The organism is Alkalinema pantanalense CENA528, from assembly GCF_050753345.1.
Taxonomy (GTDB): Bacteria; Cyanobacteriota; Cyanobacteriia; order Leptolyngbyales; family Leptolyngbyaceae; genus Alkalinema; species Alkalinema pantanalense.
Window position 1 is genome coordinate 13,852 of the sequence record NZ_JBLZFX010000055.1, and the last position, 26,161, is coordinate 40,012.

At 49.4% G+C, this 26,161-nt stretch carries 23 protein-coding genes, 2 tRNA genes and 1 pseudogene; 15 read left to right on the top strand and 11 right to left on the bottom strand.

The features are described 5' to 3' along the window. Positions 1 to 334: 334 nt before the first annotated feature. A pseudogene (locus ACN4EG_RS17245) lies at positions 335 to 562 on the top strand (hypothetical protein); the annotation flags it as partial. 21 nt (positions 563 to 583) lie between these two features. Then, positions 584 to 1,831 carry a pentapeptide repeat-containing protein gene (locus ACN4EG_RS17250; RefSeq protein ID WP_431631322.1) on the top strand — a complete coding sequence of 416 codons (1,248 nt, stop codon included), beginning with the start codon at positions 584 to 586 and terminating at the stop codon, positions 1,829 to 1,831. Positions 1,832 to 2,012: 181 nt separating this feature from the next. On the opposite strand, the gene ACN4EG_RS17255 is transcribed toward ACN4EG_RS17250, so the two are convergent. Then, a complete protein-coding gene (locus ACN4EG_RS17255) occupies positions 2,013 to 2,498 on the bottom strand; it encodes a DM13 domain-containing protein (protein WP_431631286.1) in 486 nt (161 codons plus the stop codon). 426 nt (positions 2,499 to 2,924) lie between these two features. On the opposite strand from ACN4EG_RS17255, the gene ACN4EG_RS17260 reads away from it, so the two are divergent. From ACN4EG_RS17260 to ACN4EG_RS17285, 6 genes are all read left to right on the top strand, one after another. Then, positions 2,925 to 3,929: a DMT family transporter gene (locus ACN4EG_RS17260; RefSeq protein WP_431631288.1), complete on the top strand. Its 1,005-nt coding sequence runs from the start codon at positions 2,925 to 2,927 to the stop codon at positions 3,927 to 3,929. A 152-nt stretch (positions 3,930 to 4,081) separates the two neighbouring features. Next, entirely contained in the window at positions 4,082 to 5,341 is a 1,260-nt protein-coding gene (locus tag ACN4EG_RS17265) for an ATP-binding protein (protein WP_431631290.1), read from the top strand. Between the two features lie 338 nt (positions 5,342 to 5,679). Next, the gene (locus tag ACN4EG_RS17270; protein ID WP_431631292.1) at positions 5,680 to 6,093 is read left to right on the top strand and encodes a histidine kinase dimerization/phospho-acceptor domain-containing protein; all 414 of its coding nucleotides are present in this window, start codon (positions 5,680 to 5,682) and stop codon (positions 6,091 to 6,093) included. Between the two features lie 4 nt (positions 6,094 to 6,097). Next, positions 6,098 to 6,808, top strand: a complete 711-nt coding sequence (locus ACN4EG_RS17275; RefSeq protein WP_431631293.1) for a response regulator transcription factor — start codon at positions 6,098 to 6,100, stop codon at positions 6,806 to 6,808. A 31-nt stretch (positions 6,809 to 6,839) separates the two neighbouring features. Then, a complete protein-coding gene (locus ACN4EG_RS17280; RefSeq protein ID WP_431631295.1) occupies positions 6,840 to 7,229 on the top strand; it encodes a UPF0175 family protein in 390 nt (129 codons plus the stop codon). Beyond that, a complete protein-coding gene (locus ACN4EG_RS17285) occupies positions 7,226 to 7,675 on the top strand; it encodes a type II toxin-antitoxin system VapC family toxin (RefSeq protein WP_431631297.1) in 450 nt (149 codons plus the stop codon). The genes ACN4EG_RS17280 and ACN4EG_RS17285 overlap by 4 nt, the downstream gene beginning before the upstream one ends. 138 nt (positions 7,676 to 7,813) lie before the next feature. Here ACN4EG_RS17285 and ACN4EG_RS17290 read toward each other — a convergent pair. Continuing rightward, positions 7,814 to 7,885: transfer RNA gene (locus ACN4EG_RS17290), tRNA-Gln, on the bottom strand. Positions 7,886 to 8,175: 290 nt separating this feature from the next. On the opposite strand from ACN4EG_RS17290, the gene ACN4EG_RS17295 reads away from it, so the two are divergent. After that, on the top strand, positions 8,176 to 8,601 hold the full coding sequence (locus ACN4EG_RS17295; protein ID WP_431631300.1) for a hypothetical protein: 426 nt from the start codon (positions 8,176 to 8,178) through the stop codon (positions 8,599 to 8,601). Between the two features lie 105 nt (positions 8,602 to 8,706). Here ACN4EG_RS17295 and ACN4EG_RS17300 read toward each other — a convergent pair whose 3' ends face one another. Both ACN4EG_RS17300 and ACN4EG_RS17305 read right to left on the bottom strand, forming a co-directional pair. Beyond that, positions 8,707 to 9,051, bottom strand: a complete 345-nt coding sequence (locus ACN4EG_RS17300; protein WP_431631301.1) for an MGMT family protein — start codon at positions 9,049 to 9,051, stop codon at positions 8,707 to 8,709. Positions 9,052 to 9,075: 24 nt separating this feature from the next. Further along, positions 9,076 to 9,846, bottom strand: coding sequence for an HAD family hydrolase (locus ACN4EG_RS17305; RefSeq protein ID WP_431631303.1), 771 nt, complete (start codon positions 9,844 to 9,846; stop codon positions 9,076 to 9,078). Between the two features lie 290 nt (positions 9,847 to 10,136). On the opposite strand from ACN4EG_RS17305, the gene ACN4EG_RS17310 reads away from it, so the two are divergent. Then, complete coding sequence (locus ACN4EG_RS17310; protein WP_431631305.1) at positions 10,137 to 12,560, top strand: hypothetical protein; 2,424 nt, start codon at positions 10,137 to 10,139, stop codon at positions 12,558 to 12,560. 13 nt (positions 12,561 to 12,573) lie between these two features. Here ACN4EG_RS17310 and ACN4EG_RS17315 read toward each other — a convergent pair whose 3' ends face one another. Continuing rightward, a complete protein-coding gene (locus ACN4EG_RS17315; RefSeq protein ID WP_431631306.1) occupies positions 12,574 to 14,241 on the bottom strand; it encodes a phospholipase D-like domain-containing protein in 1,668 nt (555 codons plus the stop codon). A gap of 142 nt (positions 14,242 to 14,383) precedes the next feature. Further along, complete coding sequence (locus ACN4EG_RS17320; RefSeq protein WP_431631308.1) at positions 14,384 to 14,602, bottom strand: hypothetical protein; 219 nt, start codon at positions 14,600 to 14,602, stop codon at positions 14,384 to 14,386. 555 nt (positions 14,603 to 15,157) lie between these two features. Between ACN4EG_RS17320 and ACN4EG_RS17325 the strand changes: the two genes are divergently transcribed. Both ACN4EG_RS17325 and ACN4EG_RS17330 read left to right on the top strand, forming a co-directional pair. Next, on the top strand, positions 15,158 to 15,793 hold the full coding sequence (locus ACN4EG_RS17325; RefSeq protein ID WP_431631309.1) for a Uma2 family endonuclease: 636 nt from the start codon (positions 15,158 to 15,160) through the stop codon (positions 15,791 to 15,793). A gap of 85 nt (positions 15,794 to 15,878) precedes the next feature. After that, positions 15,879 to 18,155 (top strand): GUN4 domain-containing protein, encoded by a 2,277-nt coding sequence (locus tag ACN4EG_RS17330; protein ID WP_431631311.1) that lies wholly within the window; start codon positions 15,879 to 15,881, stop codon positions 18,153 to 18,155. Positions 18,156 to 18,233: 78 nt separating this feature from the next. On the opposite strand, the gene ACN4EG_RS17335 is transcribed toward ACN4EG_RS17330, so the two are convergent. Further along, positions 18,234 to 19,013, bottom strand: coding sequence for a transposase (locus tag ACN4EG_RS17335; RefSeq protein ID WP_431631313.1), 780 nt, complete (start codon positions 19,011 to 19,013; stop codon positions 18,234 to 18,236). Between the two features lie 550 nt (positions 19,014 to 19,563). Between ACN4EG_RS17335 and ACN4EG_RS17340 the strand changes: the two genes are divergently transcribed. The 3 genes from ACN4EG_RS17340 (at position 19,564) to ACN4EG_RS17350 (ending at position 23,033) form a co-directional block, all read left to right on the top strand. After that, positions 19,564 to 20,928, top strand: coding sequence for an NAD-dependent succinate-semialdehyde dehydrogenase (locus ACN4EG_RS17340; RefSeq protein WP_431631314.1), 1,365 nt, complete (start codon positions 19,564 to 19,566; stop codon positions 20,926 to 20,928). A gap of 240 nt (positions 20,929 to 21,168) precedes the next feature. After that, complete coding sequence (locus ACN4EG_RS17345) at positions 21,169 to 22,815, top strand: acetolactate synthase large subunit (RefSeq protein WP_431631315.1); 1,647 nt, start codon at positions 21,169 to 21,171, stop codon at positions 22,813 to 22,815. A 146-nt stretch (positions 22,816 to 22,961) separates the two neighbouring features. Continuing rightward, positions 22,962 to 23,033, top strand: a tRNA-Thr gene (locus tag ACN4EG_RS17350). 84 nt (positions 23,034 to 23,117) lie between these two features. Here ACN4EG_RS17350 and ACN4EG_RS17355 read toward each other — a convergent pair. The 4 genes from ACN4EG_RS17355 to ACN4EG_RS17370 all read right to left on the bottom strand — a co-directional run. Then, a complete protein-coding gene (locus ACN4EG_RS17355) occupies positions 23,118 to 24,368 on the bottom strand; it encodes a hypothetical protein (RefSeq protein WP_431631317.1) in 1,251 nt (416 codons plus the stop codon). Between the two features lie 409 nt (positions 24,369 to 24,777). Continuing rightward, the gene (locus tag ACN4EG_RS17360) at positions 24,778 to 25,254 is read right to left on the bottom strand and encodes a hypothetical protein (protein ID WP_431631318.1); all 477 of its coding nucleotides are present in this window, start codon (positions 25,252 to 25,254) and stop codon (positions 24,778 to 24,780) included. A 74-nt stretch (positions 25,255 to 25,328) separates the two neighbouring features. After that, on the bottom strand, positions 25,329 to 25,547 hold the full coding sequence (locus ACN4EG_RS17365; protein ID WP_431631319.1) for a hypothetical protein: 219 nt from the start codon (positions 25,545 to 25,547) through the stop codon (positions 25,329 to 25,331). Then, positions 25,507 to 26,161, bottom strand: a 655-nt coding sequence (locus tag ACN4EG_RS17370; RefSeq protein ID WP_431631321.1) for a hypothetical protein, incomplete at its 5' end; no start/stop codon positions are given. The genes ACN4EG_RS17370 and ACN4EG_RS17365, both read right to left, overlap by 41 nt.

Below are 26,161 nucleotides of genomic sequence, written 5' to 3' on the forward strand. Positions count from 1 at the left end.
TTTGATATTTTTGCCAGTCTCAACTTTCTTAATATCACTCGCTAACCCAGCAATCCACAGTATCGATATCCTATCGTTTACAATCTTCGCACTCCTCTTAACTTTTATATTCATCCTTGGGATTACTGGTTTAGAAATCACTCTGTTCACAACTGTTCTCGTATTCACCCCCACTCGCTTACATCGTTCTCTTAGTGCCCAAAGTTTATTCCCTTTATTTACCATAGTTGCAATTGGAACCGCTGTGTTAGCCTATGAATGTGGTCTACTGGAGCCATTACCTGATCCTGCTGTCACTAAAACGACCATATCTACGGAAACAATGCTGGTGCTAATGGTTTTAGCAGGAGCAGGTTCAGCAATAGGAAGTTGCTATATTGCCCAACAGATTTTCCCTGCTTTCCAGTCCTTAAATAATCCCTTTAGTTTTGCCCGTAAGCTTGGTTGGATCTTAGCAACTTGGGGTGGCACCTCCTTTTATAATCTCGATTTGAGTGGAATAAACTTCTCTAACTCTAAAATAGCAAATTCAGACTTTCGGGCTAGTAAACTTTACAGAACTTGTCTTAAAGGAGTCGAGGGTTTGGAGTATGCGCGGGTTGATAGCCGCTATCTGGATTTAGACCAACCCAAAGTGCAGGAATTACTGACCCTGGGCCATACCCGCGAAACCAACTTTCAGCACACAATCCTGCGGGGAGCCTATCTCCAAGAAGCCGACCTACGGGACATCGACTTCACCGAAGCCAACCTCGATGGTGCTGACCTACGCAATGCTGACTTACGGCGAGCCATCTTTATCCGCACGATCGTTACTGATGTAGACTTCTCCGGCGCAGACTTAACGGGTTGCTGCATCAAGGACTGGAGCTTTAATCGGCAGACGCAATTTACTGGGATCACCTGCGACTACATCTACCGCAGCTTTGAGCAGAACCGTCCCGGCGATCGCTATCCGATCGATCGCAACTTTGAACCGGCGGAATTTGAAGCCATGCTACAACGCATCGATACGTCCTTTGAATTCGTCGTGCGCGATCGGCTTGATCCCCTTGCCTTAAGTTTTGCCTTTGAGAAATTCCGTCTAGAAGATGAGGGACTGGGACTAGAACTACAAGGTGTGGAGCAACGGGGGGATGTCTGGATTGTCAAAGTCGGCCATAAAGCAGGCATTTCTCCGCAGCAAGTGGAACAGCATGTCAATGAGACCTATGAAGACCTACGCACGCTGTTTGAAGCCCGTTACCAGCTTGCCATCTCTGCCAAAGAAAGCGAAATCTTACGGCTCAATCAAACCCTTAATGAAGTTCTACAACGATTCATGCAACGATCTGCGGGAAATTTCACAATTGGAGGAGAAGGCAATCGAATTTATGTTGTGGATGAGGTCAGCCATCTGATGGAAAGTCAAAACATTAACGCCGGTCGGGATGTGGATCTATCCAGCGGAACTCGGGTTAACGTGCATGGAGATGTTTCTGGCACCCTTAACCTAGGGGAGATCAGCGGAACCGTAACTAACCTAGTGCAGCAACTCAACAATTCGTCCGTTGCAGCACAACAGGATCTAGGAAACCTATTACAGAATTTGCAAACCGAGATCGAAGCTGAAGCCGATCTCCCAGACGAGCAAAAAAAAGACGCTTTAGATGCAGTTGCCACGCTCGCAGAAGAGGGTAAGAAAACTGCTGAGAACCGAACCACAAAGCTCTGTTCCATGGCAGTGAATGCTCTCAAAGGAATTACCAGCAGCCTATCCGATGCCAGTAAACTCGCTGAATGTTTTCAGATCTCCCTTCCCCTCATCAAAGTTCTCCTTGGACTACCCTAAAGTGGGTTGATTGGCTAAAAACAATAAAGAGCCCCAACTCTTTCATAGAGAGGGGGCTGAGCAGCTAGTAAGATTCTTAGTTTACCTGGTATCGGTACCCATTTATACCGTTGTACAAAGTTTCCCTTGGCCAAATTCTGATGCGTCAAAGATCGATTTGCCAAGGGTTAATTAAGCAAACTTACAGCGATGCATACCCAAAGGTTGCATTGGCCATCCGGCACCAAATCACTACAGATTTAACCTTCGAAACATTGATGGCATCGGGAATTGGGTAGCGTTGCATGCCGCTGTAACTGTGAAGTTTACCGAGATTGATATAGCCATTCATCGCGACATAGGATTGGGGCGGCTTGCTTTGGGAATCCAGCAAAACATGTAGATCGGGGCCCAGTTCACTGGTACTGAATGCGCTATCTAGCTCTAAGTAGTAATGGCCTTTCTCCTGCACAATTCGGGCCGTCCCGGTGGTAGCTTTTTCCGCTGCCACAAATTTTCCTGTCTTCATCACTGCCCCCTCAGGCTTAGCGGCGATCGCGGAGGATTGCCAACCCGGTGGCAGCAGGACAGGGGCTGAAGCGTAAACCGCCGGAGCCGCGATCGTCAGCATTGCAGACACTGCACCTAACATGGCCCAATGGTTTAGGTTTTGGTTGAGTTTCATCATGGTGTTGTTCCTTGTTGCGTATTACTTGATGGATGGTCGTGAGAATGCTGTGTGAAATAGTGCCGTGTAAACCAGTGCTGTGTGTGTGGACTGGTGGAACTGATTGCTATTGTTTCGGGCGCAGCCTGTATCTCGCTGATGAACTGATAAACGTTAGCTGAGTTCATCTGAGAAATCTCTGAGAAAAACTGTTATTTGCCGCTTGCATCCAAAACTGAGAATTTCCTGAGTTTAAACTGCAATCCGCTTAAGAAACAGATAATTACACCTTCAGACAACTGCTATCGATCGCTCATATTTCTGCCCAGTCGTCTCGCGATAATGAACCAATCCATCACTAGCAGATGGTTTAACATCCATTTATTACCTATAAACTTGTTTTCAATAAAATACTTCCCTTAATTCGAAACATGGATCTAACCCAGCATGAAAAATCTTCGTTTTTTAATGCATTATCGTATTTATCTTTGGATTGCCGCGCTGATCTTTGCCGCATCAAGTTCTATAACTCGTCGGATCACATTGCTAGGTGAGCAGCATTTAGTGAATGGCAGAAATCCAATTTCCCTTTGCAATGTACTTTTTGTCGGCAACCTGTGCGCTTTAATTTTAATGGCTTGCCTATTCAGCCGACAGTGGAACCGCCATACTTTTAGTCAGCTAACCCGGCAGGATTGGATTCAGTTAGGCACGGTCGGCCTTCTTTCCGGTGCCCTAGCCCCCGCCCTCATTTTCGCCGCATTGGATAATACCAGCGTAACAAATGTCGTGCTATTTAGCCGTTTAGAGCCTCCCATTTCTCTCGTCATAGGTGTACTATTTTTCCGGAGTAAGGTACAGCGATGGACAGGCTTAAGCGCGATCGTAGGATTTGCAGGCATTGTCGTCATCGCTGTACTGAGTTATACGATGGCATTTCAGTTCGATCTAGGAATTTTGTTCGTAACCGTTGCCGCTATCATCCTTGCGATCGCGAGTAACATTAGTAAAAATAGTCTCCAAAATATTTCTATTAGTGTTTTCAATCTAGTTAGAACCTTTTTAGGCATGCTTATTTTCTTTGTCATTGCACAGACACTATACGGTAGTCAGCATTTTATTGATGCATTTTCACCTTTTTTATGGCAATGGATGCTGCTATACAGTGCAGTCATTGTGGTAGGTGGCCAACTGGCTTGGTTCAAAGGTTTAAAGGACGCCTCAGCCGCAGAAATTACGTTAGCGCACCTCTTGGAACCGATCGCCGCGATCGCCATGGCCTTTTTAATTTTGGGCGAAACCCCCACAACTGCACAATTCGTGGGCGGGAGCATTGTATTAATCAGCATTTGTATAAGCCTGTGGGATTTATTGCAGCAGAACCGTAAACACGATCGACCCATTAATTGGATTGATGAAATGATGGGCATTGCCAATTTCCGAGGCTTTTAGTCATCACCTCAAGATTCCACAACAATCTGTCCACTTCTCAGCAACCGTCTATCGCTTACTCAGTAAAAATTAATATTCCGCTCCCATTCCTGAAAATAAGATAGAAGCCATGGTCGCCGTGTTTGCCTTCCCACGTCTTCCCATGTCTTCCCATGACTTCTCTTAATTCCCAAGAAATTCAGCATTACCAGCAGGTTTTGGAATACATTTCTGCACTGAGTTATCGATCGGGTGAACTGACGAACTATTTGCAGGAAATTACCCTGGGTGTCAGCAGTTTGCTCCATCTGGATTGGTCAGTCGTGACCCTGTGCAAAGATGGCTATGAGCGCGTCCTTGCCAGCAGTGTTGACATGGGTGAAGGCGATCATGTCTATGAAGTGCACGGCACACTCACGGGCACTGTCATCGAACGGGGATGCCCCCTTGTGGTGGAAGATACCGATCAGCATCCTGAATTTGGCGAGGCTCCCGAGGGCTATCGTTCCTATTTGGGTGTCCCTTTGCGAACGGCACAAAACCTCGTGATTGGGACAATTTGCTCCTTTCACCATACCCCACGCCAATTTACCCAACGGGAAGTTAAGGTTTCGGAACTGTTTGCAGAACGGGCCGCAACGGCGATCGACAACTATTTTCTTTATAGACAACAATTGGAGTTTAACGAGCGGCTGGAAGCGGAAGTGGAAATTCGTACCCAGGAACTACGGGAAGCCCAAGCCAAGCTGATGGAGCAGGAGCGGTTGGCAGCGATCGGGGAATTTGCAGCTATTATTGTCCATGAAATTCGCAACCCCCTGACTACGGTCAAAATGGGCTTAAATGCCTTTAAAAAGTTAGACCTGACCCCTGCCTATCACGAACGACTCGGGCTAGCCCTGGGTGAATCTCAACGGCTAGAAAATTTGTTGAGCGAGATTTTACTCTACGCTAAACCCCAAACCCTACAACTCGTTCAGTTAGATCTCGTGGCGTTACTCAAGGGCATGCTACCCGCGTTGCAAGAAATGCCCGAAGCAGAAGGCAGATCGATCGAACTGGTGGCAGAAGTTCCCCATTTGTTTCAACTGGCGGATGTGGACAAAATTAAACAGGTTTTGATTAATGTGATCCGCAATGCCTGCGAAGCCACAGAAACGAATGGAATTGTCACCTGTCGGCTCAGTAGTGATCCGATCACTCGCACCCAGCAGATCCAGATACATAATCCCGGCCCCCCCATTCCACCTGACGTGTTAGCTAAACTAACGCAACCCTTCTTCTCCACAAAGTCCGGTGGCACGGGCCTAGGACTCGCCATTTCCAAACGGATTCTCGATGCCCACGGTGCTCTATTTTCCATCACTTCCAATGCAGATCAAGGCACTTGGGTCACCATCCAATTTCCCCTGCCAACTGCACCCATTGCATAAAAAATGCTCCCCCTTGAGAGTTTTGAACAGATCAAGCTGCTATTGGAACAATGGACAAACGCTCGATTAAGTCGAGAAATCCTTTTGAGAAATCCTTGGCTGGTTTCTAGCAATTTCTCAGGAAAAATTCAGGTTTCTAGCGTTCAATAGATTTATGACTCAGATATTACACCTCATCCATGCCCATACCTGTCATGCCCAACTGGAGAAGGCCCCTTAGGTTCTTGTCCCGTTGGATAAACCCTTCGTCACTTTCATCTCTATTTCTACAACTCTTGCTATTGCTGTCTTGCATTTTCACGATCGGATTGTTAGGGATTCGTTATTGGAACCATCTCATGATGGAACAATTAATGCAAAAAGCAATGAATCCAGCAGAGGCAACTTCAGGTGTGCCTATGATTATGTTGGGTATGAATGATTTTCATCACTATGCCCAGACGCTAGAAATTGGCTCTATGTTTGCCCTTGGGCTAATTTGTATTGTGATTTTTAGCTTTAGTGTTCGTTGGTTTATCAAGGTTCGTCACCGTCAACGGAATTTTACCAACCATGTTTCCCACGAACTCCGCACGCCCCTGACGATCGTCTACGGCTATTTGCAAAGTCTGCTACGGCGCAGCCCCAACCTCACCTTAGATCAACGGGAAGCCCTGGAAATTGCCACGGCAGAAACCCAACATACGATCGAAATTCTGCAACAGTTACTCGATGATCTTCGGGGGCAGTCTCCCAATTCTTCAGTAAGGTAGCTCTATGCACAGTAAACCTATTCCCCATATCCTCTTGGTTGAAGATGAGGAAAAGTTAGCGCGGTTCATTCAATTAGAACTGGATAGCGAAGGCTACCAAACCAGCGTCGCCCACGAAGGGATGACCGGAATGACCCTAGCCCGCAATGAAACATTGGATCTCGTGATTTTAGACTGGATGTTACCTGGGATGACCGGAATCGAAATTTGCCGTCGGCTCCGGAGTACAGGGATCAAGGTTCCGGTGATTCTCTTAACGGCACGGGATGATATCAACGATCGGGTGGCTGGGCTGGATGCCGGAGCTGATGACTATGTCGTGAAGCCGTTTAGTATTGAGGAATTGTTAGCGCGCGTGCGAGCCCATCTACGGCGCACCCAGGAAGATGATCCGGATGTTCTGCAATTTGACAATTTAGTGCTCAATCGACGTACCCGGCAAGTCAAGCGAGGCGATCGGGCGATCGAACTCACCGCGAAGGAATTTGACCTGTTGGAATACCTGATGCGCCATCCCCGGCAGGTCTACACCCGCAACCAAATCCTGGAGAATGTCTGGGGCTACGACTTTATGGGCGATTCCAACATCATCGAGGTCTACATTCGGTACCTACGGCTCAAGCTAGAAGAACAACAGGAGGAACGCCTAATCCATACGGTACGCAGCGTTGGCTACGTTCTACGAGAATCTAGTAGCCATTCCGATTCTCTATAATTTAAATCAGTCAAAATAGAAGGTTCAAGCTATGAGTCTAATCATTTCTGATGACTTTCTTCGAATGGCGCATATTTCCGAGACCGACCTCAAACTAGAAATCGCCATTTTACTATTCCAACAGAAAAAAATTACCTTGGGTGCAGCCAGTCAGTTTGCAGGTATGAATCCACTAGAGTTTCAACAGATGTTAGGTAGTCGTAAAATTCCCATTCATTATGGTTCGGAAGATTTACAACAAGACTTCATTGCCTTACAACAAGACCTCATTGCCTTACAAACTAAGGGGATAGCCCCAACAGAAGCACAATCTTCTCAAGCAGAAATCCTACAAAGGATTGAACAACGTAGAACTTTCTCCCCTGCACAACATAACTTGCCCGATACGCTTACCCTACTTCAGGAAGATCGAATTCGATGACTAATGCCCTCAGGTGCGTGGTTGATGCCAGTGTGGGTATTAAGAAATTTATTGTCGAACCACTGACACCAAAAGTAGACCAGCTATTTGCGCATCTTGATAATCCCGAGGCTCGTCTGCATATTCCAGATTTATTTTATGTCGAATGTACAAATATCCTCTGGAAATATATTCGTGCTAGGTTATATAACGATGCGGAAGCTCAAGCAAACATCGCCGATCTTCAATTACTCCGTTTTACCTCAACGCCCACCGCAGATCTCGTTCCAGTAGCTCTATCTCTTAGCGTTATTTATGGCATTTCTGCCTACGATGCTTGCTATGTTGCCTTGTCACAGCAGAAACAAGTTCCCTTACTAACTCAAGATCAACGGCTAGTGAATACTTTGAAGGATACAGATTTCAATGTTCAACTATTCTCAAACTTCACGCTCCCACTGTTTTAGTAGGATCTAGAAATTTCCTAAGGCTCATAAAAGCCTCAAGACTGAGTAAGAGTGACTAGCTCCTATGAAGAAATGAGATTTTCTACAACCAGCCTTGGCTGTAAAAATGCAAGCTCTTCAAGAAGAATTATCCTTAAACTGGGGCGCTAGGATTCGAACCTAGGAATGCCGGGACCAAAACCCGGTGCCTTACCGCTTGGCGACGCCCCATCGCGCAACTACACAAATAATATTAGCAGGTACTCCTGGGATTGTGTCAACATTTTTTTAGATTTTTTTCGCTATTTTTCGATCGCCCCCCCTCAACGCTATCAACAGCTTCTCTGGTGAAGCTTTTCAGCAATCAGCTAATTTTCTATCCAGCCCCCCACGACCGTATCAATCAGTACGACATTCTCCCCGAAGAGTTGCATATGATGCAGTTACGGACGTAAAGTGTAGGCTACAGCACAGCCAGCACAGATCATTTTCGACAGATCATTTTTCGAGGAGTGGGCGGCGTGAATGCGGCAGAACTGGCAACCAACCTGGAAACAGCAAGCAAAATTGCGACGGTGGTGAACTGTTTTAAGCGATCGTTTCCCGATGCCAAGTCGGATTTGAAGCCCTGGGCCAATGATCCTGACACCCGCGAGCAAATGGATCCAGACTCGATCGACATTGGATTTCACTTTCCGGGCTGGAGTCGGCGGTTCCAGTGCCGCAGCGTTCTGGTTCAGATCCGCTTCTACAAGGATCCCGATTCTGGGGTGAAGCGATCGATCGGCGTGGAATTGGCAGGGTTTAGCCACGCGGGTAAACAATGGTGGATGTCCACGATCGAAAGTTGGACGTTTGAAGGCAATGCCCATCCTGCCGACGATGCCCAGGAAAACCTTAAGACCTTCTGCCGCGAGTTATTACAGGTGTTTAACGGCGAAGCCTAGGAATCGTTAGGCTGAGGGCGTAGGAATAAAAGCCTGGAGGGGGAATGGGTCGGTGGGTAGACGGGTGGATGAATCGGGTTTTGATTTTTCAGTGAATCTCACCATTTAAACGATCGGTTCATCTACGCTCGGCTGATCGGGCTCCGGTTGCCAACGATATTTCCGTAGATCGACCCGACCCGTGGCACTAAACTCGACGCCTTCCGCTTCCAGCAGCGATCGTTGCAAATAATCATTGCCCTGCCGAAAGGGGGATTCTGAAATGGTGCCTTGGGCGTTAATCACCCGATGCCAGGGCACATCCGCCTCCGGTGCTACCCGAAACAACGCATACCCCACCAGGCGAGCACGGCGGGGTAAATTGCTGAGTTCTGCGATCTGTCCGTAGGTGGCAACTTTGCCGTAGGGAATCCGGCGCACCGTAGCGTAGATAATCTCGTAGGCGTTCATTGACCAATCCTAGATTAGCCAGCCCTAAGCCGCCAAGGCATTCGCTAGGGCAAGGTCAAAGAACTGCGCGTTGGGAGATTTCTCGGGTAAATCCCCTTGGAGCACTTGGAAGGGGTTGTCCACGTCTCCCAAACAATTCACGACTAATTTTGCGGTTGTTAACTCATGATCCCGTGTGTAATCGTTACAGGTCACCACGGTCTGCAAACCAGCCGCCACCGCCGCCCGCAGCCCCTGCTGGGAGTCTTCCAAGACCAAGCAGTCCTCCGGAGCCAGGGCTAGGGTTTCCAAGACGTACTGGTAAATATCGGGAGCCGGTTTTTTGCGGGGGACGATATCGCCAGCGGCAATCACATCAAACCAACTGGGGCTGTCCGGTTCCAACGCTGTTTCCAACAACGGGATTACATTTTCGAGGGAACTGGTCGTCGCGATCGCCAGCCGCACCCCACTTTCCCGCGCTTCCTGGATGAGACGACGCACACCGGGCCGCAATTTAATTTCGCCACCCTGTAGTAATTGCTGATAGAAGCGACTTTTCGATCGATGTAAGCCTGCGATAAATTCCGTGCGATCGATCTCAGGGACAAAATTGGGCTGATAGTGCTGCATGTAGTGGGCAATGCGTTCCTTGCCGCCTGCGATCTCCAGCAATTGCCCGTAGAGTTCCACCGACCAAACCCAATCCAGCCCTGCCGCCACAAAAGCCCGGTTAAACGCTAAGCGATGACCGTCGCGCTCTGTTTCTGCCAAAGTTCCATCGACATCAAAAATCAGTGCGCGAACACCTTTCATATCGCACTTCCCATAAGTATTAACGGCTCTGAGCCAACTGTAGCGAAGATGAGTCGGAAATAGCAATGCCCAAACAATCAGTAAATCTTGGGATCTTATGAAGCAGTCCTGATGAATCAGAAAAATGGGTGTAAAGGAGGGAGAAGCATTCTCAGTGTGAAGTGGGTGTTTTGACTCCGGGACAGGGTAACGAAACCATACCCCCGCTTGAATAACACTGAAACGAGGCTGCAACGACCATGATTGACCTCAAGTTAAAAAGGAAGTTCCATCCATCAGGGGCAGGCAAAATGAAAAACGAAAAGTGGCTAGATGTTACCGAATATGCATTGCTAGCCGGATCGGGGTTAGGCTCGATCGCAGCGATCGCGACCCAACAACTTGCCTACAGTGCTGCACCGATTTCATTTTTAATGCTGCTGAATGTGGTCAATCGCCATCGTCTTGATCAACAGATCCAGGATCAGACTGCCAGCAGTATTGTTCAAGTTGACCAACGACTCAACAAACAGTTGGAAATTCTCGATCGCCGGATTCAAGGACTTCCCACCTTTTGGGACTTGGCCAACCTGCGCAAAACCATGATGCAGAAAAATCGTGCCAACCTCAACACCCTGCATGAACAGTTGTCCTATCGCCTCGATATCCTAGAAGGTCACAATGTTGGCGAAGTCAAACAAACAGTGGAAGATTTGCAAGCCGAGCAAACCCGGTTGATGGCGGCGATCGATCGAGTGACCGCTGGACTCAACCGAACCGTGACCGTAGAGCATCTGCAAGAGTCCCAAAAAGATGTTCTGCAATTGCAAGTCAACGTGGACTCCCTGCGCAGCGATGTCAATGAAATCGCCAAAGCCTACAAACCCAGCACCCTCAAAATCCTCCAAGGTCAGATCGACTATCTGAGTCGGCGGTTCAATACGATGCCGAATCCGATCGATACCGCCACCCTGAAGCAAGATGTGGACAGCCTTCTGCAATTTGTAACTGATTTGGTGCCTCGGCGGGAATGGATGCGCTTGGTGGAGGAAATCACCCAACTGCGGCTACAACAGGTCAAATTGGATGAAAATGTCGGGCCGTTGCGCGTCACCAGCAAAATTCTGCGCCAGCAGGTGATGACGTTAACCGCGATCGTGCGGAGTAACGAATACGACGCTCAACAATCCCGTCAGACCAATCCTGCCCAATTGCAGGCGCTTGAAGAGTTGAAAACCGCGATCGCGGCGATTGAACAGCAACTGGACAATACGGCCTCAGAAGCAGATTTGGTACAGTTAAAAAGCCAACTGGATATTCTGGTGGCCCAGCAACTCGACCCGATCCAGCAAGAACTCCATCGCCTACATCGGTTTACCCATCAGTTAGACCACCAGCAAAAAAATATGGGGGGCTGGGTGAGTCGGCTCCCGGAAATTTTAGATTTCAGCGCACTGCAAAATCAGATGAGACATTTGGCCGATCGCATGGATCACCAAGAAGCGCAGTTGGAAGAATTGGGTAGTCAACTGGTAGCGGTCAGCGATCAAACCCTTCAGGAGTCCTTACCCAAACTAGATTACGAATTGGTATTTGATGTGCAGGCCAAAGCAGAGGCCGGTCAAACGCAAACCTCCAACAGTCGGGCTTTGATTGAAACAGCATTGGAAACGGCCCAGTCCCGTTTAATTATTGTTTTCCCCTACCCCGATCGGACGTTCTTTGACAGTGCTTTACTACATCAGTTTCGGGCATTCCTAGAGCGCGGCGGCAAACTTGATATTGGCTGGGGCTATCTCAACGACGCCCAACATAGCCATTTGCCCCGCTACATTCACCAGCGGCCCACAGCCAATCCGGCGGATAAGTCGTTCTTGCAAAACACGTTGAGCCAACTAACCCAACTCAAACGGAAATATCCTCAACAATTCCGCTTTAAGGTTTTAGGAACGGATGAAAACTTCCTAGTGTGCGATCGCCAGTATGCGCTGCTGGGATTTCACCCGATCTCAACTCGCAGTGTGGTGTTCCCCAAGGTGGCCGTTGGACTGCGCACCACTGCAGCGGAAGTAATGCAAGGGTTGATCGATCGCTTTGAAAATCCTGTGCTGGCTGAAAATGATATCGAGGCTTATTTCAATCGCGCCTTAACTCGATACGAATTAGATGATAAACAGGGTGCAATTTTGGATTACACCCAGGTCATTCAAATGAATGCCGATCACGATGTTGCCTATAACAATCGTGGCCTCGTGCGCTATGAGTTGGGCAATAAGGAAGGGGCGATCGCGGATTTGAATCGAGCAATTTTAATTAACCCGTGCAACAGTTTGGCCTATTGCAATCGCGGTGTGATTCGGGCGGAATTGGGCAATCCCATGGGCGCGATCGAAGATTATAGCTACGCCATCCATGCGGATTTCAACTGCACGCCAGCCTATTTCCAACGGGGTCTGGTGCGGTTCCAAATGGGGAACAAGATGGGCGCGGTGGAAGATTTCAGTGAAGTGATTCGGCTCAACGACCAGGAAGCCTCCGCCTATTTCTATCGCGGCATGGCGAGAACCAAATTGGGCGATCGCATCAGTGCAATTCGGGATCTGAAAGAAGCGGCTCGCCTGTTTGGAGCCCAGGGCAACTCCACCAGCCACCAGCAGTCTCTCACGGCGATCGCGCAATTGCAAAAATCCCTCGTGATTGATGGCCACGGAGAGGGTGCAGCACGAACCAGTTAGGTTCCTGAGTCGGCTATTTCCCAGAAAAATACAGGCGTTCCTTCGCCTTAGGGGAATCCTTGACATAGTACTCCGTTGTCCAAGAATCATTGGGGACTAGATAGCGAGAGGACACTGTTTCTGCGGTGCGATTCACTTGCATCCAATAACGGGTGTAGAAGTGGTTAAACAATCGCATGAATTCACCTAGATAGATATCTGCAACCCGCGTGTCGCCTTGGATGAGCAGCATATTTTCGTCGTTGTTGCGGGTGGAGGCTTCGCTGAAGTTGGCGGAACCTGTGACCACTAGGGGATTTTTACCCAAGGGATCAACCAACAGATATTTCGTATGGATAAATCGAACGTGGGTATTGAGACCCGTTGTTTTTTCGTAGTTCCAGCGATCGAGGATTTCGCCCGATGGTTTATCGTCCTGGTCGCGATTGTCTTTCATCACGCTCCCTACTGCGATGCGATTATCTTGATCTCGGCGTAAACTTTCTATGTCTCCTCCGTCTTTTTCCAACAGGATATAGCGTAGATAATCTTTGTCCTGGGAGAGAATCGATTCCAGTTGATCGTTCACGCCAAAGGCTGCGGTGAAGAAGATAGCGGATTTTGCGGTATCCATTTGTTGGGCATACCAATCCAAAGCTTCTAGGGACGATCGGGGGCTGAAGATCGGATGCATTTCACCGGATTTGAGCTTTTTCTGGGGGACGGGGGTGCGATCGTTGTTTAAGGGACGCAACGATTTTGCGGGAGTGTCTTGGCTGAGGGCAGTCCAATAATCTAGAAACTGGCTGGCAATCTTCGCATCCCGCACCACATGGCCGACGTTGGAATGGCCGTAGAGTCCGCCATCGGTGATATTCGTCGAGCCTGTCCAGACTTGCACGGGCTGCCCATCTTTCAGCAGCACAATGAATTTGTTATGGGCGATGTAGCTGGTATTGGCCTGTCGGGGAATCGTCAAATCTTCAATATCCGCTTGATCGATCGCGGCTCGATTGGCTTTGTTGGGATAATTCCCCCGATTTTCCTTGGCGTCATAGACAATTTTGACATCTGCGCCAGATTTAGCGGCGGTTCCAAAGGCTTGCAAAACGGGGAGATAGTGAAATTCATAGAGCGCTGCCCGGAGGCTATAGCGGGAACCTTTTGCCTGGGCGATAAAGGCTAGCAGCGCTTCCACTAGCCCCCGCGATAACCATTTCCAGGCTGCATCATTGGCTACTTGATCGGGTTTCTTGTTTTTAAATTTACGGGCATAGGCTTGGGATCCCGCGACGCCTCGATTGAAGTACACCGTATGGGTTCCCTGGGCTTCGTCCTCCGTTTGGATGGCCAGTTCAATGGTTTCGGCGGGTTCTAGTTTTTTGGGTTTGCCCCGCATGGCTACGACGCGGTAGGTGTAGTGATGGTTGGGTTTGGCGGTGAAATCTCCCCAGAGAAAGGCTTGGATGGGATGTTCTAGGCTAGACACTAAGCTCCCCGTGGGAACGCCGGGGTCGGTTTCTGCAAAGGTTTTAAAGCCCTTGAGCCAGTAGCGTTCATCTTCGGTGTGGTCAATGCGTTCGATCGCGAAGCCGAGGACGCCCTTGACTGCGCTTTTTGGCATGTTCATTCCCAGGAGGACGACGTAGGAACCGGCGATCGCCTGTACGGAAAGGCCCGAAGTTTTTGCCTGTTGTCTCATAAACGCCTCGGTAATGCTTGGGGAGTTTTTCGAGTTTGTGGAGTGAATCACCAGATCGCCCTTTAGTTGTATCACTCATCCCTCGTATCCGATCGCACCGATCCAAAAACCCGGTTTTTCTGAAAAACCGGGTTTTTGGCGATTACTCCGTTGCCCGATCGCGCTCCATCAGGCTGACGTATTGCCAGTCGGAACCGGGGACGGGCATGGGCGGACTCCAGCGCACTCGGTCGGAAAATCGCAAAACATGTAGTTGGTTAATTGCTGCCTGCACTTCTTCGCGAGTACCAAATAAATAAAAACGAAACGGTCTACGTTCCGCATCGCTGACGCGATCGGCATTATCAAAGCCAATAAACATGGGATTTCTCCTGAATGTTGAGGGGGGGAGGAAATCCCAAAAATTAAAGCCACCCTTTTGCGCAGGACAAGTAGGGTGGCCCGATCGAATGTTAAAATCCGTGTCAGACCGCCTAGCTGCCACGCTCAGCTTCGGGGTTTAGCTGCCTTACGTTGTTGGTCGCAACTAGGGCAGCGCTTCAATTTTCGGGGTCTTAAGCTGAATTAGATCGGGCTATTCAACACGGCTTTACTCAGCTATGAGTAACAACACTACGAAGAAAGGCCAACTCTGTCAACCGTACCGAGATAGTTTGTAATGTCGATCGGGGGAATTCTGGAACAGTTGGAGTGGAATCGGTAGACTAGGGGAAAAGCGTCGATCGCGCAGGATCCCCCCTAGCCCCCCTTCAAAAGGGGGGAACTGGAGAAAATATATTCAAAGTCCCCCTTTTGTAGCTATGCTTCCCGCAGGGTAGGGGGATTTAGGGGGATCAAACAGCCGCGATCGACGGAAATGCGATCACTTGCTTGACTGTGATCGGTGGAGAATCTGCGTTGAAGTGAGGTCATTTCCATGGCGATCGGAGCGTCCCCTCAAAAAATAGTTGGTGAAAAGCGCGTTACCTTTCGCGATCTGGATTGGCCTGCGTTTAGGCAAATCCGGCAATTGCTGACTGAGCGCACCCAAGCCCGGTTTACCTATAGCAACGGAACGTTAGAAATCACCATGCCGCTGGAAGAACATGAGCGCTCTGCAAGGCTGATTGAACTCTTCATTCGCATTTTGGTGGTGGAGTTAGGAATGAAAATGAAAACGATGGGATCGACGACCCTCGATCGCGAAGATCTGTTTAAAAGTGCTGAGCCTGACAATGGTTATTACATTCAAAATTATGCGTTGGTTGCAGATCACGAAATTGATTTAAGCCATGATCCGGCACCGGATTTGGTGGTGGAAGTGGATATTACCCACACTGATATCAACAAAAATCAGCTTTATGCCAGCATGGGGGTCCCGGAGTTTTGGCGGTTTAATGGGCAGGAATGGCAGATTTTGTGTTTGGTGGAGGGGGAGTATGAAGTGCGCGATCGCTCTCCCACGTTTCCCCTGGTGGAAAAGAACGATTTCTATCAATTTTTAGAAACGGCGCTTTTGGATGAAGTTGCCGCAGAGGTTAGTTTTCGGCGGTGGGTGCAGCAGCAGCTTTGACGCAATCCCATGGGGAAATTCTGGAACAGTCGGGAGGGAATCGGTAGACTAGGGGAAAAGTGTCGATCGAACCATTTGCTGCCCTATGCCGGAAGAAGAATCCTCAAAATATTTGCCGACCACGATCGAGAAGGTGTTTGAGTTACTGGACACCAAGTTAGTGACGTTTGGAGTGCCGGGGGCGTTGAGCTTTGTGGGCATTACGAAGGCAAAAGAAGGGCAATGGGTTGAGGCGGGATGGTGTTGGGCGGGAGCCGTTGGGATTTTGATCGCGATCAAGGTTGGCAAAAAGCTAGCTCCGAAATTAGATCAGTTGCTAGATTGGGCGATCGCGGGAGTAGAGCAAGGGCTGGGCAATGGTTGGTCAAGACTCCGTTCGGACTTTGAGGGGCAGTATTTACGGCAGCAGGCGCGGTTATGTGAGGAGTTTGTGGCGGAAGGGTTTAATCCCGATCGCACGGCAATTCCGCTGTTGGAAGAAGTGTTTGTACCGTTAGATTTAAGCGGAGCCTGGGCTAGTTTTGATAATCCTCGGGACATTGCTCAGTTACAGAAGGATGCAGTACTACGATCGGAAAATTTAAGTATTTGGCATTTGCTTGCGCGATCGCGCAAGGATCGGAAATTCCGTCAGATGAGCATTCAAGCCAAGGGAGGCATGGGCAAAACCACGTTGCTGCGCCATGTTGCACTCATCTATGGCCAACGCAAATATCGGAAATACCGTGCTCCCAAGTTGATTCCTGTTCTGCTGCGGCTACGAGATTTAACAGAGCACCTCACGCAATCTCAGCCGCCCAGTTTGCCAAAATTAATTACAGAAGTGCATGTTCCCAGTTTGTCTAAGAATCAACCGTTACAACCCCCTGCTCAATGGGCAGAAACACTTTTGGCGGGGCGAGGATCGGCTCCTGCACTGGTGATGTTTGATGGGTTTGATGAAATTCCAGAGGAGAAACGCCCGGAGGTCAGCCGTTGGATTACGGCACAAATGCAGGAGTATGGGGAGTCGGTGTTTATTGTGACTTCGCGGCCTGCGGGATTCAAGGATTATGTAGCGCGGCGGCCTGCGATTCCGATTTTTGTGAATAAGTTCACGCTCAAGCAGCAGAATGATTTTATCCATCGCTGGTACCTCTGTCAGGAACAGTGTTTTCGGAAGGAAAAGCAAGCACGCCATGCTAAGACTGTGGCAATAGAACGGGCTGAGAATTTGATTCAGCAACTCAATCAGCGACGGGTAGAGTTGGGCTATATGGCAGAAAATCCGTTGCTGTTAAATATGCTAGTGACGTTTCATCGCTTTGATCCGGCAGCGGAACTCCCTCGCCAGCGTCTTGAACTCTATCAGGGTATCTGCAAACTTCAGCTTGAAGATCGCCCCAAGGCTAGGTTGATTAAAATGCTCCTGCGGTTTGAAAAAAGTCAGGGTATTTTGCAGATGGTGGCGTTGGCGTTGGTGAAGGCAAAGCAATTTAAGGCAAAGCGAGAGGCATTGCTAAAATTTTTGACCCAGCAATCCATTCTGCAAGAAGAGGATGTTGATGCAGCAGAGTTTCTCAAACAGATTGTGGATGTCAGTGAATTGCTGGTGGAGCGAGAACCGGGGGAATATGAGTTTCCGCATTTGAGTTTCCAGGGCTTTTTTGCAGCTACTCGACTAGCGCAGGCGCAGGATCTTCAGGTGAGGCAGGCAAACGCCCAGTTAGTGTTGCAAAACTGGAATGAGGCGGTGTGGCGGGAGACGGTGCTGTTGTATACGGCACAACTCAGTCCGGCATGGCTTGATTCAGTCATTCGGAAGGCTTGTGAGATGGGGAGCGAGGCAGCGGAATTGGCGGGGCTATGCGTGAGGGAATATCCACGACCAGAGAAGGTGAGTCTGGATATCGCAGCAGTGTTGAATCAACTGAATGTAGTCACTCAAGATTCACGCTATGCCAAGCTGGAGGAACTGCTGAAGGCGGGCGAGTGGGAAGCAGCGGACAAAGAAACCTATCGGCTGATGATTACGGATCCCTCTGTGGGTAAGGAAGAGGGTCAATGGTTCGAGGTTGAAGACCTAAAAAACTTTTCCTGCGAGGCGTTACTGGCTATCGATAGGCTGTGGGTAGATTACAGCCAGGGCAAGTTTGGATTCTCTGTGCAGAAGAAAATCTGGCAGGAATGTGGTAGCCCAATGGATTACAGTAAGGAGTGGGAAGACTTTGGCGATCGCGTCGGCTGGCGCAAGGACGGCGACTGGTTGAGCTACTCTGACTTGAAGAAAAATCCTCAACATTCTCCCATCGGAAATTTACCTCGCTTCGATGACATTTGTGATGTGGGTTTCTTCTCTCGCGCAGAGACTTGTGAACTGTAGCACGAGCCAGTCCTAGAGATTTCTAAAGTTTTGTAACTGCGGTAATTTCTACATAACAATGCCCCTTTGCGCGATCCGTTACCTGTTATCCTGCGATTTCGATTTTAAAGCCTTGCTGGAAGAATAATTGTATTGCTCACTGGCATAGACCGGATCAAAACAATTCGCCAAGACAAATTTCTCCGCCACTTCCCGAATTTCCTCCAGCGGCGCGTCCCACTCCTCCCACAGAGACCTTTGACCGGGACTTACCTTCTTGGGTTTACTTCGGCTACGGATCCGTGCCAGTAGTTTACTGCCCCAACGGTTCCGCTTCTCCGATTTCGGCTGCGGTTTATACTGCTTGCAAAACTTGCGATACGCCTCCGCACACAGTTCCAGCGTCACCCCCAACGCCAAAAACGCCGGGTGCCACTGCGTCAACCCATCATCCGTCAACCGATCATAGGTTCCGTAATTACTAAAATCATAGAAAAACCCCTGCTGCACATTCGCCGCCTTCGGGTTGCCATGGATATAGCGCAACGTATTCAACGCCCGCCGCGTCTCCGTATTCGCAAACCCCGTCGCATGGTACCGCTTCTCCCAAAAGTGCCCCGTCCGGTTCAGCATCCGGTTAAAACACATGGCCGTGTACCAATTCAACCAATGCATAATCTTCGGCAAATCCTCCGCCTGTTGCGGTTCCAGCAGATAATGCACATGGTTACTCATAATGCACAACCCATACAGCTTAAAGCCATATTTCTTCCGACACTGCGACAGCGCATAGAGCAAAATCTCCCGACATTCCAACCGAGTTAATCGAAACTCTCGATTATTACACCGCACCGTGATGTGATAACTCAATCGCTGCATTTATCCAATCCCAACCACAATCTCCCTAGTAATCCCCGAGATGCATTGCAGTATTGGTCATAACGTCGATCGCGCGTGTTCGATCCCCCTAAATCCCCCTTCAAAAGGGGGACTTTGAAAGTGTTTTCTCCGGTTCCCCCTTTTTTAAGGGGGGCTAGGGGGGATCCTCACCCGTAACGCAGACGAGCAAACCATTACAGCATTCACCTTTGCGTTAGTCAAATATTCCTTACAGTATTAATCACAACGTCGATCGCGCGTGTTCGATCGCCCTGAATCCCCGCAGTATTAGTCGCAACGTCGATTAGGTGTATCTCGCGAATCAACCTTAAGGAGAGTATTATTCACGATCGCGAGTCTTGTAGAAGTCTTGCTAATTGCAAACTTTGTTGAATCCACGCCATTTCTTAACCAAGGCCACCCAATTGAGCAGTACAGTGGAAACACAGCCCGGATTACCGATTCAGCATCGTCATCTACTGTCACAATCCAACCCACCCACAGACCATCACTCACGATCGGCCATATTCACTTTTTTAAGGAGGCGGCAATGGGGATCGCCACAGTTAACCCATCCACCGGAGAAATTATCAAAACCTTTGAACCCATTACAGACCAAGCATTAGAAGCCAAACTCAAAAAAGCAGAGCAAGCCTTTCGCCATTACCAACAAATTCCCATCGCTCAACGCGCCCACTGGCTCCAGCAAGCCGCCGATCGCCTAGAAGCCCACAAAGACCAGTACGGGCGACTCATGACCGTGGAAATGGGCAAACCGCTCAAAGCCGCGATCGCCGAAGTGGAAAAATGCGCCTGGGTCTGTCGCTTCTATGCCGATCACGCAGAAACCTTCCTGCAACCCAGCCCGATCGCCACCGATGCCACTGAAAGCTACGTTATCTACCAACCCCTCGGGGCAATTTTGGCCGTGATGCCGTGGAACTTCCCCTTCTGGCAAGTCTTTCGGTTCGCGGCTCCGGCACTGATGGTCGGCAATGTGGGCCTACTGAAACATGCCTCCAACGTGCCCCAATCCGCCTTGGCGATCGAACAAATCCTCTTAGAAGCGGGCTTCCCAGAGGGCGTGTTCCAAACCCTACTGATTGGGGCCGATCGGGTCGCACCCTTGATGGCCGATCCCCGCATTGCCGCCGCCACCTTAACCGGGAGCGAACCCGCAGGCATCAGTTTAGCAATAGCCGCTGGGCAAAATCTCAAAAAAGTGGTACTGGAATTGGGCGGCAGTGATCCCTTCATCGTCATGCCCACTGCGGATTTAGAGGCTGCTGCTGCCGCCGCCGTCACCTCCCGCATGTTAAATAACGGCCAATCCTGCATCGCCGCCAAACGCTTTATTATCCATGAAGCGATCGCCGATGCCTTCACCCAAAAACTGACGGAAAAATTTGCCGCCCTTCAGGTGGGTGATCCGCTCCTGCCTGAAACCGATATCGGCCCCCTGGCTACGTCGCAAATTTTGCAGGATCTCGATCGCCAGGTGCGGGAAACGGTACTGCGGGGCGCAACGGTCGTGATCGGTGGCCATCCCCTCGATCGGCCCGGTGACTTCTACGCACCCACACTCTTGACTGACATTCCCCACAACAGCCCCGGTCGCACCGAAGAATTTTTTGGCCCAGTTGCGCTGCTGTTCCGTGTCATGGATTTGGAGGGGGCGATCGACTTGGCAAACTCCACCCAATTTGGCCTAGGGGCCAGCGCTTGGACAAACGACCTCACGGAACAAGCCCAATTCATCCAAGAACTCCAATCCGGATCGGTATTTATCAACGGCATGGTCAAGTCCGATCCCCGCCTGCCCTTTGGTGGCATTAAGCGATCGGGTCTTGGCCGGGAACTGGGGCGCGAAGGGTTGCTGGAATTTGTCAATATCAAAACAATCTGGATTAAATAATGCTGGATTAAATAATGGCCCTGGGTACTCCCATCCCCCTGAACTACCCGTTTTCCCGGTCCTACCGCGTTCTTAGCAATTTCTGAAAGCAGTTTGCTGATACGAAACAATCCAAAAGTGAGATTATTTCAACAACAGCAAACACAACATCTTTCGCAGCATGTAATTGAATTGATCCAGCAATTAACCTAGCAATTGCCCCATTAATTAAATCTATAAGACTACACATCACGATCGGTTATGGTTGAACTTAATACCGCTGAACTCCTGGTTAAATGCTTAGAAAATGAAGGTGTAGAATACATCTTTGGTCTGCCCGGTGAGGAAAACCTACATGTTCTCCAAGCCCTCAAGCATTCCAGTATTCAATTCATCACCGTCCGCCATGAGCAAGGGGCGGCATTTATGGCCGATGTCTATGGTCGCTTAACGGGCAAGGCGGGGGTGTGCCTGTCTACCCTTGGCCCCGGTGCCACCAATTTGATGACCGGGGTCGCCGATGCCAATCTCGATCGGGCTCCCTTAGTTGCCATCACTGGACAGGTGGGCACCGATCGCATGCATATTGAGTCCCACCAGTATCTCGATCTCGTCGCCATGTTTGCCCCGGTCACGAAGTGGAATGCCCAAATTGTCCGTCCCGGCATCACCCCAGAAGTGGTACGGCGAGCCTTCAAGTTGGCCCAAGCGGAAAAACCGGGCGCGGTGCATATTGATCTGCCCGAAAATATCGCAGCCATGGCCGCCCCAGGCCATCCCTTACAACAGCACGGCCTCGAAAAAACCTTTGCCTCCTTTCACAGTATTGAAACGGCGGCAGCGGCCATTTCTCAAGCCGAAAATCCCATTATTCTAGTAGGGAATGGGGCAATTCGCGCGGGGGCCAGTGGAGCCGTTACAGAGTTTGCGCAACAGTTGAACATTCCGGTGGCGAATACCTTTATGGGGAAAGGCGTTATTCCCTATACATCTCCCCTCACGTTATGGTCGGTGGGGTTGCAGTCCCGTGACTTCATTACCTGCGGGTTTGAACGATCGGATCTCGTGATTTGCATTGGCTATGATCTTGTCGAATACTCGCCTAAAAAATGGAATCCCGAGAGCAATATTCCCATCATTCACATTGATGCAACTCCCGCTGAAGTCGATAGCAGTTATATTCCCATTGCCGAAGTCATTGGTGACATTTCTGATTCTCTGGAGGAGATTCTCCAACGGGTCGATCGTCAGGATAAACCCGCTCCCTACGGATTAGAACTCCGCCAAGACATTGTTGCAGACTACGAATATTACGCCCAAGATACGGAATTTCCCATTAAGCCCCAAAAAATCATCTATGACCTGCGTCAAGTCCTGGGCGCAGACGATATTGTGATTTCCGACGTGGGTGCCCACAAAATGTGGATGGCACGGCATTACCACTGCGAAAAACCCAACACATGCCTGATCTCCAATGGGTTTGCAGCAATGGGCATTGCCATTCCAGGGGCGATCGCGGCGAAGTTGGTCTATCCCGATCGCAAAGTAGTTGCGGTGTCCGGGGATGGGGGATTTATGATGAACTGTCAGGAATTGGAAACCGCTTTACGCATTGGGACTAATTTTGTCACCCTGATTTTTAATGACGGCGGCTATGGCCTGATTGACTGGAAGCAGCATAATTATTTTGGGGAAGCAATGTTTACCCAATTTGGGAATCCCGACTTTGTCAAATTCGCGGAAAGCATGGGGCTCAAGGGCTATCGGGTGACTGCAACTGCCGATTTTATCCCGATTCTCAAGGATGCTTTAGCGCAGTCGGTGCCTGCTGTAATCGACTGCCCCGTAGACTATCGCGAAAATCTAAAATTCACCCAGCGATCGGGAGAGGTGGTCTGCAAAATTTAAGGCTGAGCAGGGCAGACTTTTTCAGGCGATCGGGGTTCCCCGCAGTCAACCAGAGAGAAACCGCAAACCAGAGCTGGACATCCATTTTAAAAAATGGGCTTGCATTCAGTCATTTTTTTGCTATGATGGTACACAGCTTTTTGGTTGCCGATGTAGCTCAGTGGTAGAGCACTCGATTCGTAATCGAGCGGTCGTGAGTTCAAATCTCATCATCGGCTTTAAGGCATTCCCGAATAACTTGATTAAGGTTTAAAAATATCGCTGGAAAGAAAATTCTTCCCAGCATATTTATAGCCGCTGATTTAATTTGACAGAGCTAGAACTTGGGGAACTGATAGATTCTCAACACTTGCTGTCTTTGCGGGTTCTAGGATGAAGTATCCCTCGATCGCATCAGCTTCTGGGAGTGCTGTCACTTGTTGTTCAAACTCAGTTGGGGTCAAGTGATGAGCGACAAGCATATCGTATTGTGCCACATAGCCCTCAAAGACATTGCTGCGGGCAACCAGCTTTCGGAGAGATGGCATGATCATGGTATGTTCTTTTTCCAACCCAACGCCAATATTCTTGTTTAACCCTGAACCACCGTGGATCACAGGGATCCACCCTTTCGAGTACCAGGACTCGTCCACCTTGCGCCGCAGGTCGTCAATCCAGCTATAGTTCTTGGCTTCTTCGTTTGCAAAATCTAGCCAACTTACTAACTCTGCAACTGTAACGGCATCAACAAAATCACTGGCTAAGAATCGCTCTGGATACTCACCAATCAAAATGTCTTTAGCAATGCGTCGTCCCTGAGTTTGCCAAAACTGATTGGCTTCTTGGCCTTCGTGTTGGACAACATCGAACATTTTTAATTCGGCTGTGCAACGAATTTGAGCCAACGCAGTCAGCACAAAATATTCCTCATAGGCCATCGCAGTTTCCAGCGTCGTCGCATGCAACAACAACTCCCGATACCGCATGTTGATTTCAGTCAGGGTTGACCGTGAGTTGAGTAAAATTGCCGATCGATGCTCATGGGGAGTCTTGTCTAGTTTCATCAAGGCATCCAATGCAGCAAATAACTTGGCTCGTTCACTGCTAGCCAAAAAATGCTGGATGTCTTGAATATCTTTCTGAATGCTTTTGAGCTTGTCGTCAATCTTATTCAGTTTATTGTTGATTGCGACAAATCCAACAGTACTCACCACTAACCCTAAACCAGATAGAACAGCAGTCCCTGTGGCGATTTGGAGCACTTGTTGCGTCGTCTGAGAGAGGCTACCCACTTGGGTTGAGAGTTGTGTCAGCAGGGCAGTGTTATCTTTCACTGCATCCTTTAGATCAGCCATCTGCATACTATTGATAATGCCAGGGATGAAGTTGAGCCCTGGGACAAAATTGAGGAATTGAGAGCTGGCCGGGAGCAGATGGCGCACAATTTGCCCCGCATTTTCGGTTCCGGCTGCCCAACGAATTACACCCCCATACTGCTTATACTGGCCTGTCATTAACCCGAATATGACATCGGGTGGGATGAGGCGAGTCACTTCCCAGCCTGGAAACACCATATTATTGCCCTCAAGAGAGAGAGAATGCGGAACATTCACTGAGTTCCTGCCAGTTAGTGTTCCTTGAAAGGTGCGATCGCTAACCTGTTATGCACTGAGAATGGGCTAGCTGTAATGGTAGAGGATCCTTTGGGATAGGAAGGCAGAGGCTATATTCTTTTCAGGCCGATCGCACAGCCTTAGCCAGCTCAATTATCAAACCTGCTTTATCTAAATCTCTTCCTACAATTTGTAGTACTAAATCATACGCCTGATCATTCGTTAGGGTGAGCACATAACCATTTACTCGCAGAAAGTATCCATCACCGCAGCGGAATCCAGAAGTCCAGAGTTCCTTAAGCCTGGTGTACCACTAAATTTTTCAAGCTGACGCCCATGGATTGCCAACACCATCTTTTTTTCAATAAATCTAGGAGTTTGCAAGACGGCGATAGACCTCCTCCCTCTCTTGTTCAGACTCCAAGTACGCTTGCCAGACTGGATCGTTAGTACTGCCAGCTTCGGGCAGTTCTTTTAAAGCCGTATCAAAATACTGATTAATAGATACAGAAACTAAATGGGGCATCAAAGACAGCGCCTTTTGATTTCCTTGCATAACCTGTCCCTGCAAGACAACCACTAGTCCTTCTGGAGCAATGGCCCATAGTTGTTTTGGGTTCTCTTCTCCCTTCACTCTCACCACAACTTCTTGTAAGAGTGGACGCTCCACATCATCATTCACGAGATATGAATGGAGAGATGCCAGAAGATGGGACTTAGCTATGCCTAGGACTTTAGCCATGCTTGCCAAACTAAACAGGTACGATCCATCGGGAAGCTGCAAAACGTCTATCTCGTCATCCCCAAGGACAATCTGTTTGAGCTTCAGTCTTGCTGTTGTAGCCATAGGGTTCTCACCTGAACGAGGTATGATGATCGCCTTTGGCTAATCCTAAGTTTTATTTGGATTAACTACTACCTCTAGTTTGGCACTTTCCGCAAGCGGTTCGTGACTAAAGCCTCACCAGGGGGGCAATCTGCTTTATCACCAGATTTTCCGATCGCGGCAATCACACGATCGCGCCATTTTATTGACGATCGTGCCATGCCTACAACCAAAGAGGTTGCTTGACCGAGGTTGCTATTGATCCCGTTTTGTCTAGAACTTTTCACCGACGGCGATCGTGCGGACTTCTCCATTGCGGCGAATGGTGGCCACTGCACCATTAGTATCCACCAGCGTCCAACCGCTAGAGCCAATGTTTTCACCAATGCCAACGGTTTGCGTGACACCGTTCGATCGGAAAATTCCGCCCGTGCCGCCAGCGGCTCCGATAAATTCCCGTTGAGGCACTGGAGCAGCAGGACGAGTTTGGGGGGTGGCGGCGGCGCGATTAGCCGATGCACCAACAGCTCCTACGGATGCGACCGATGAGCCGACGGGGGCTCCATTGGGGGCAAAGCGATTAACTAGGGCAGTTAAGCGATCGAGGACTTGGTTTAACTCATTGCGAGTGGCATCAGGCGCTGCATTGGGAGCCGTGGGCAGGCCCGGTGCACCAGGAGCCGTTCCCGTTGCAACTCTTGGTTTCGGCAAAAGGACACCCGACGTAGAACCCACTACACCATTGGGGGTTGCAGGCACGACCACCTTTGACACAGCGGGATTCTGCACCCCTAAATTGGCGAGGGGTTGATTGGCAGCTGGGGCTTGGGCGGTCTTTTGTTCAATGGCTTCTAGCGATCGGCCCAGGTAGTCCGCAAATTTTTGATCGGCGGGACTGACGGTGGGGGCCGTGGCAACGGGTTGGGTG

Coding starts and splice junctions, on each gene's coding strand:
- ACN4EG_RS17345 (WP_431631315.1), top strand. CDS start 21,169: ATGGTTGAACTTAATACCGCTGAACTCCTGGTTAAATGCTTAGAAAAT.
- ACN4EG_RS17260 (WP_431631288.1), top strand. CDS start 2,925: ATGAAAAATCTTCGTTTTTTAATGCATTATCGTATTTATCTTTGGATT.
- ACN4EG_RS17340 (WP_431631314.1), top strand. CDS start 19,564: ATGGGGATCGCCACAGTTAACCCATCCACCGGAGAAATTATCAAAACC.
- ACN4EG_RS17320 (WP_431631308.1), bottom strand. CDS start 14,602: ATGTTTATTGGCTTTGATAATGCCGATCGCGTCAGCGATGCGGAACGT.
- ACN4EG_RS17330 (WP_431631311.1), top strand. CDS start 15,879: ATGCCGGAAGAAGAATCCTCAAAATATTTGCCGACCACGATCGAGAAG.
- ACN4EG_RS17255 (WP_431631286.1), bottom strand. CDS start 2,498: ATGATGAAACTCAACCAAAACCTAAACCATTGGGCCATGTTAGGTGCA.
- ACN4EG_RS17270 (WP_431631292.1), top strand. CDS start 5,680: ATGATGGAACAATTAATGCAAAAAGCAATGAATCCAGCAGAGGCAACT.
- ACN4EG_RS17285 (WP_431631297.1), top strand. CDS start 7,226: ATGACTAATGCCCTCAGGTGCGTGGTTGATGCCAGTGTGGGTATTAAG.
- ACN4EG_RS17360 (WP_431631318.1), bottom strand. CDS start 25,254: ATGGCTACAACAGCAAGACTGAAGCTCAAACAGATTGTCCTTGGGGAT.
- ACN4EG_RS17265 (WP_431631290.1), top strand. CDS start 4,082: ATGACTTCTCTTAATTCCCAAGAAATTCAGCATTACCAGCAGGTTTTG.
- ACN4EG_RS17275 (WP_431631293.1), top strand. CDS start 6,098: ATGCACAGTAAACCTATTCCCCATATCCTCTTGGTTGAAGATGAGGAA.
- ACN4EG_RS17305 (WP_431631303.1), bottom strand. CDS start 9,846: ATGAAAGGTGTTCGCGCACTGATTTTTGATGTCGATGGAACTTTGGCA.
- ACN4EG_RS17310 (WP_431631305.1), top strand. CDS start 10,137: ATGAAAAACGAAAAGTGGCTAGATGTTACCGAATATGCATTGCTAGCC.
- ACN4EG_RS17315 (WP_431631306.1), bottom strand. CDS start 14,241: ATGAGACAACAGGCAAAAACTTCGGGCCTTTCCGTACAGGCGATCGCC.
- ACN4EG_RS17365 (WP_431631319.1), bottom strand. CDS start 25,547: ATGGAGAAGTCCGCACGATCGCCGTCGGTGAAAAGTTCTAGACAAAAC.
- ACN4EG_RS17355 (WP_431631317.1), bottom strand. CDS start 24,368: ATGGTGTTTCCAGGCTGGGAAGTGACTCGCCTCATCCCACCCGATGTC.
- ACN4EG_RS17280 (WP_431631295.1), top strand. CDS start 6,840: ATGAGTCTAATCATTTCTGATGACTTTCTTCGAATGGCGCATATTTCC.
- ACN4EG_RS17300 (WP_431631301.1), bottom strand. CDS start 9,051: ATGAACGCCTACGAGATTATCTACGCTACGGTGCGCCGGATTCCCTAC.
- ACN4EG_RS17325 (WP_431631309.1), top strand. CDS start 15,158: ATGGCGATCGGAGCGTCCCCTCAAAAAATAGTTGGTGAAAAGCGCGTT.
- ACN4EG_RS17335 (WP_431631313.1), bottom strand. CDS start 19,013: ATGCAGCGATTGAGTTATCACATCACGGTGCGGTGTAATAATCGAGAG.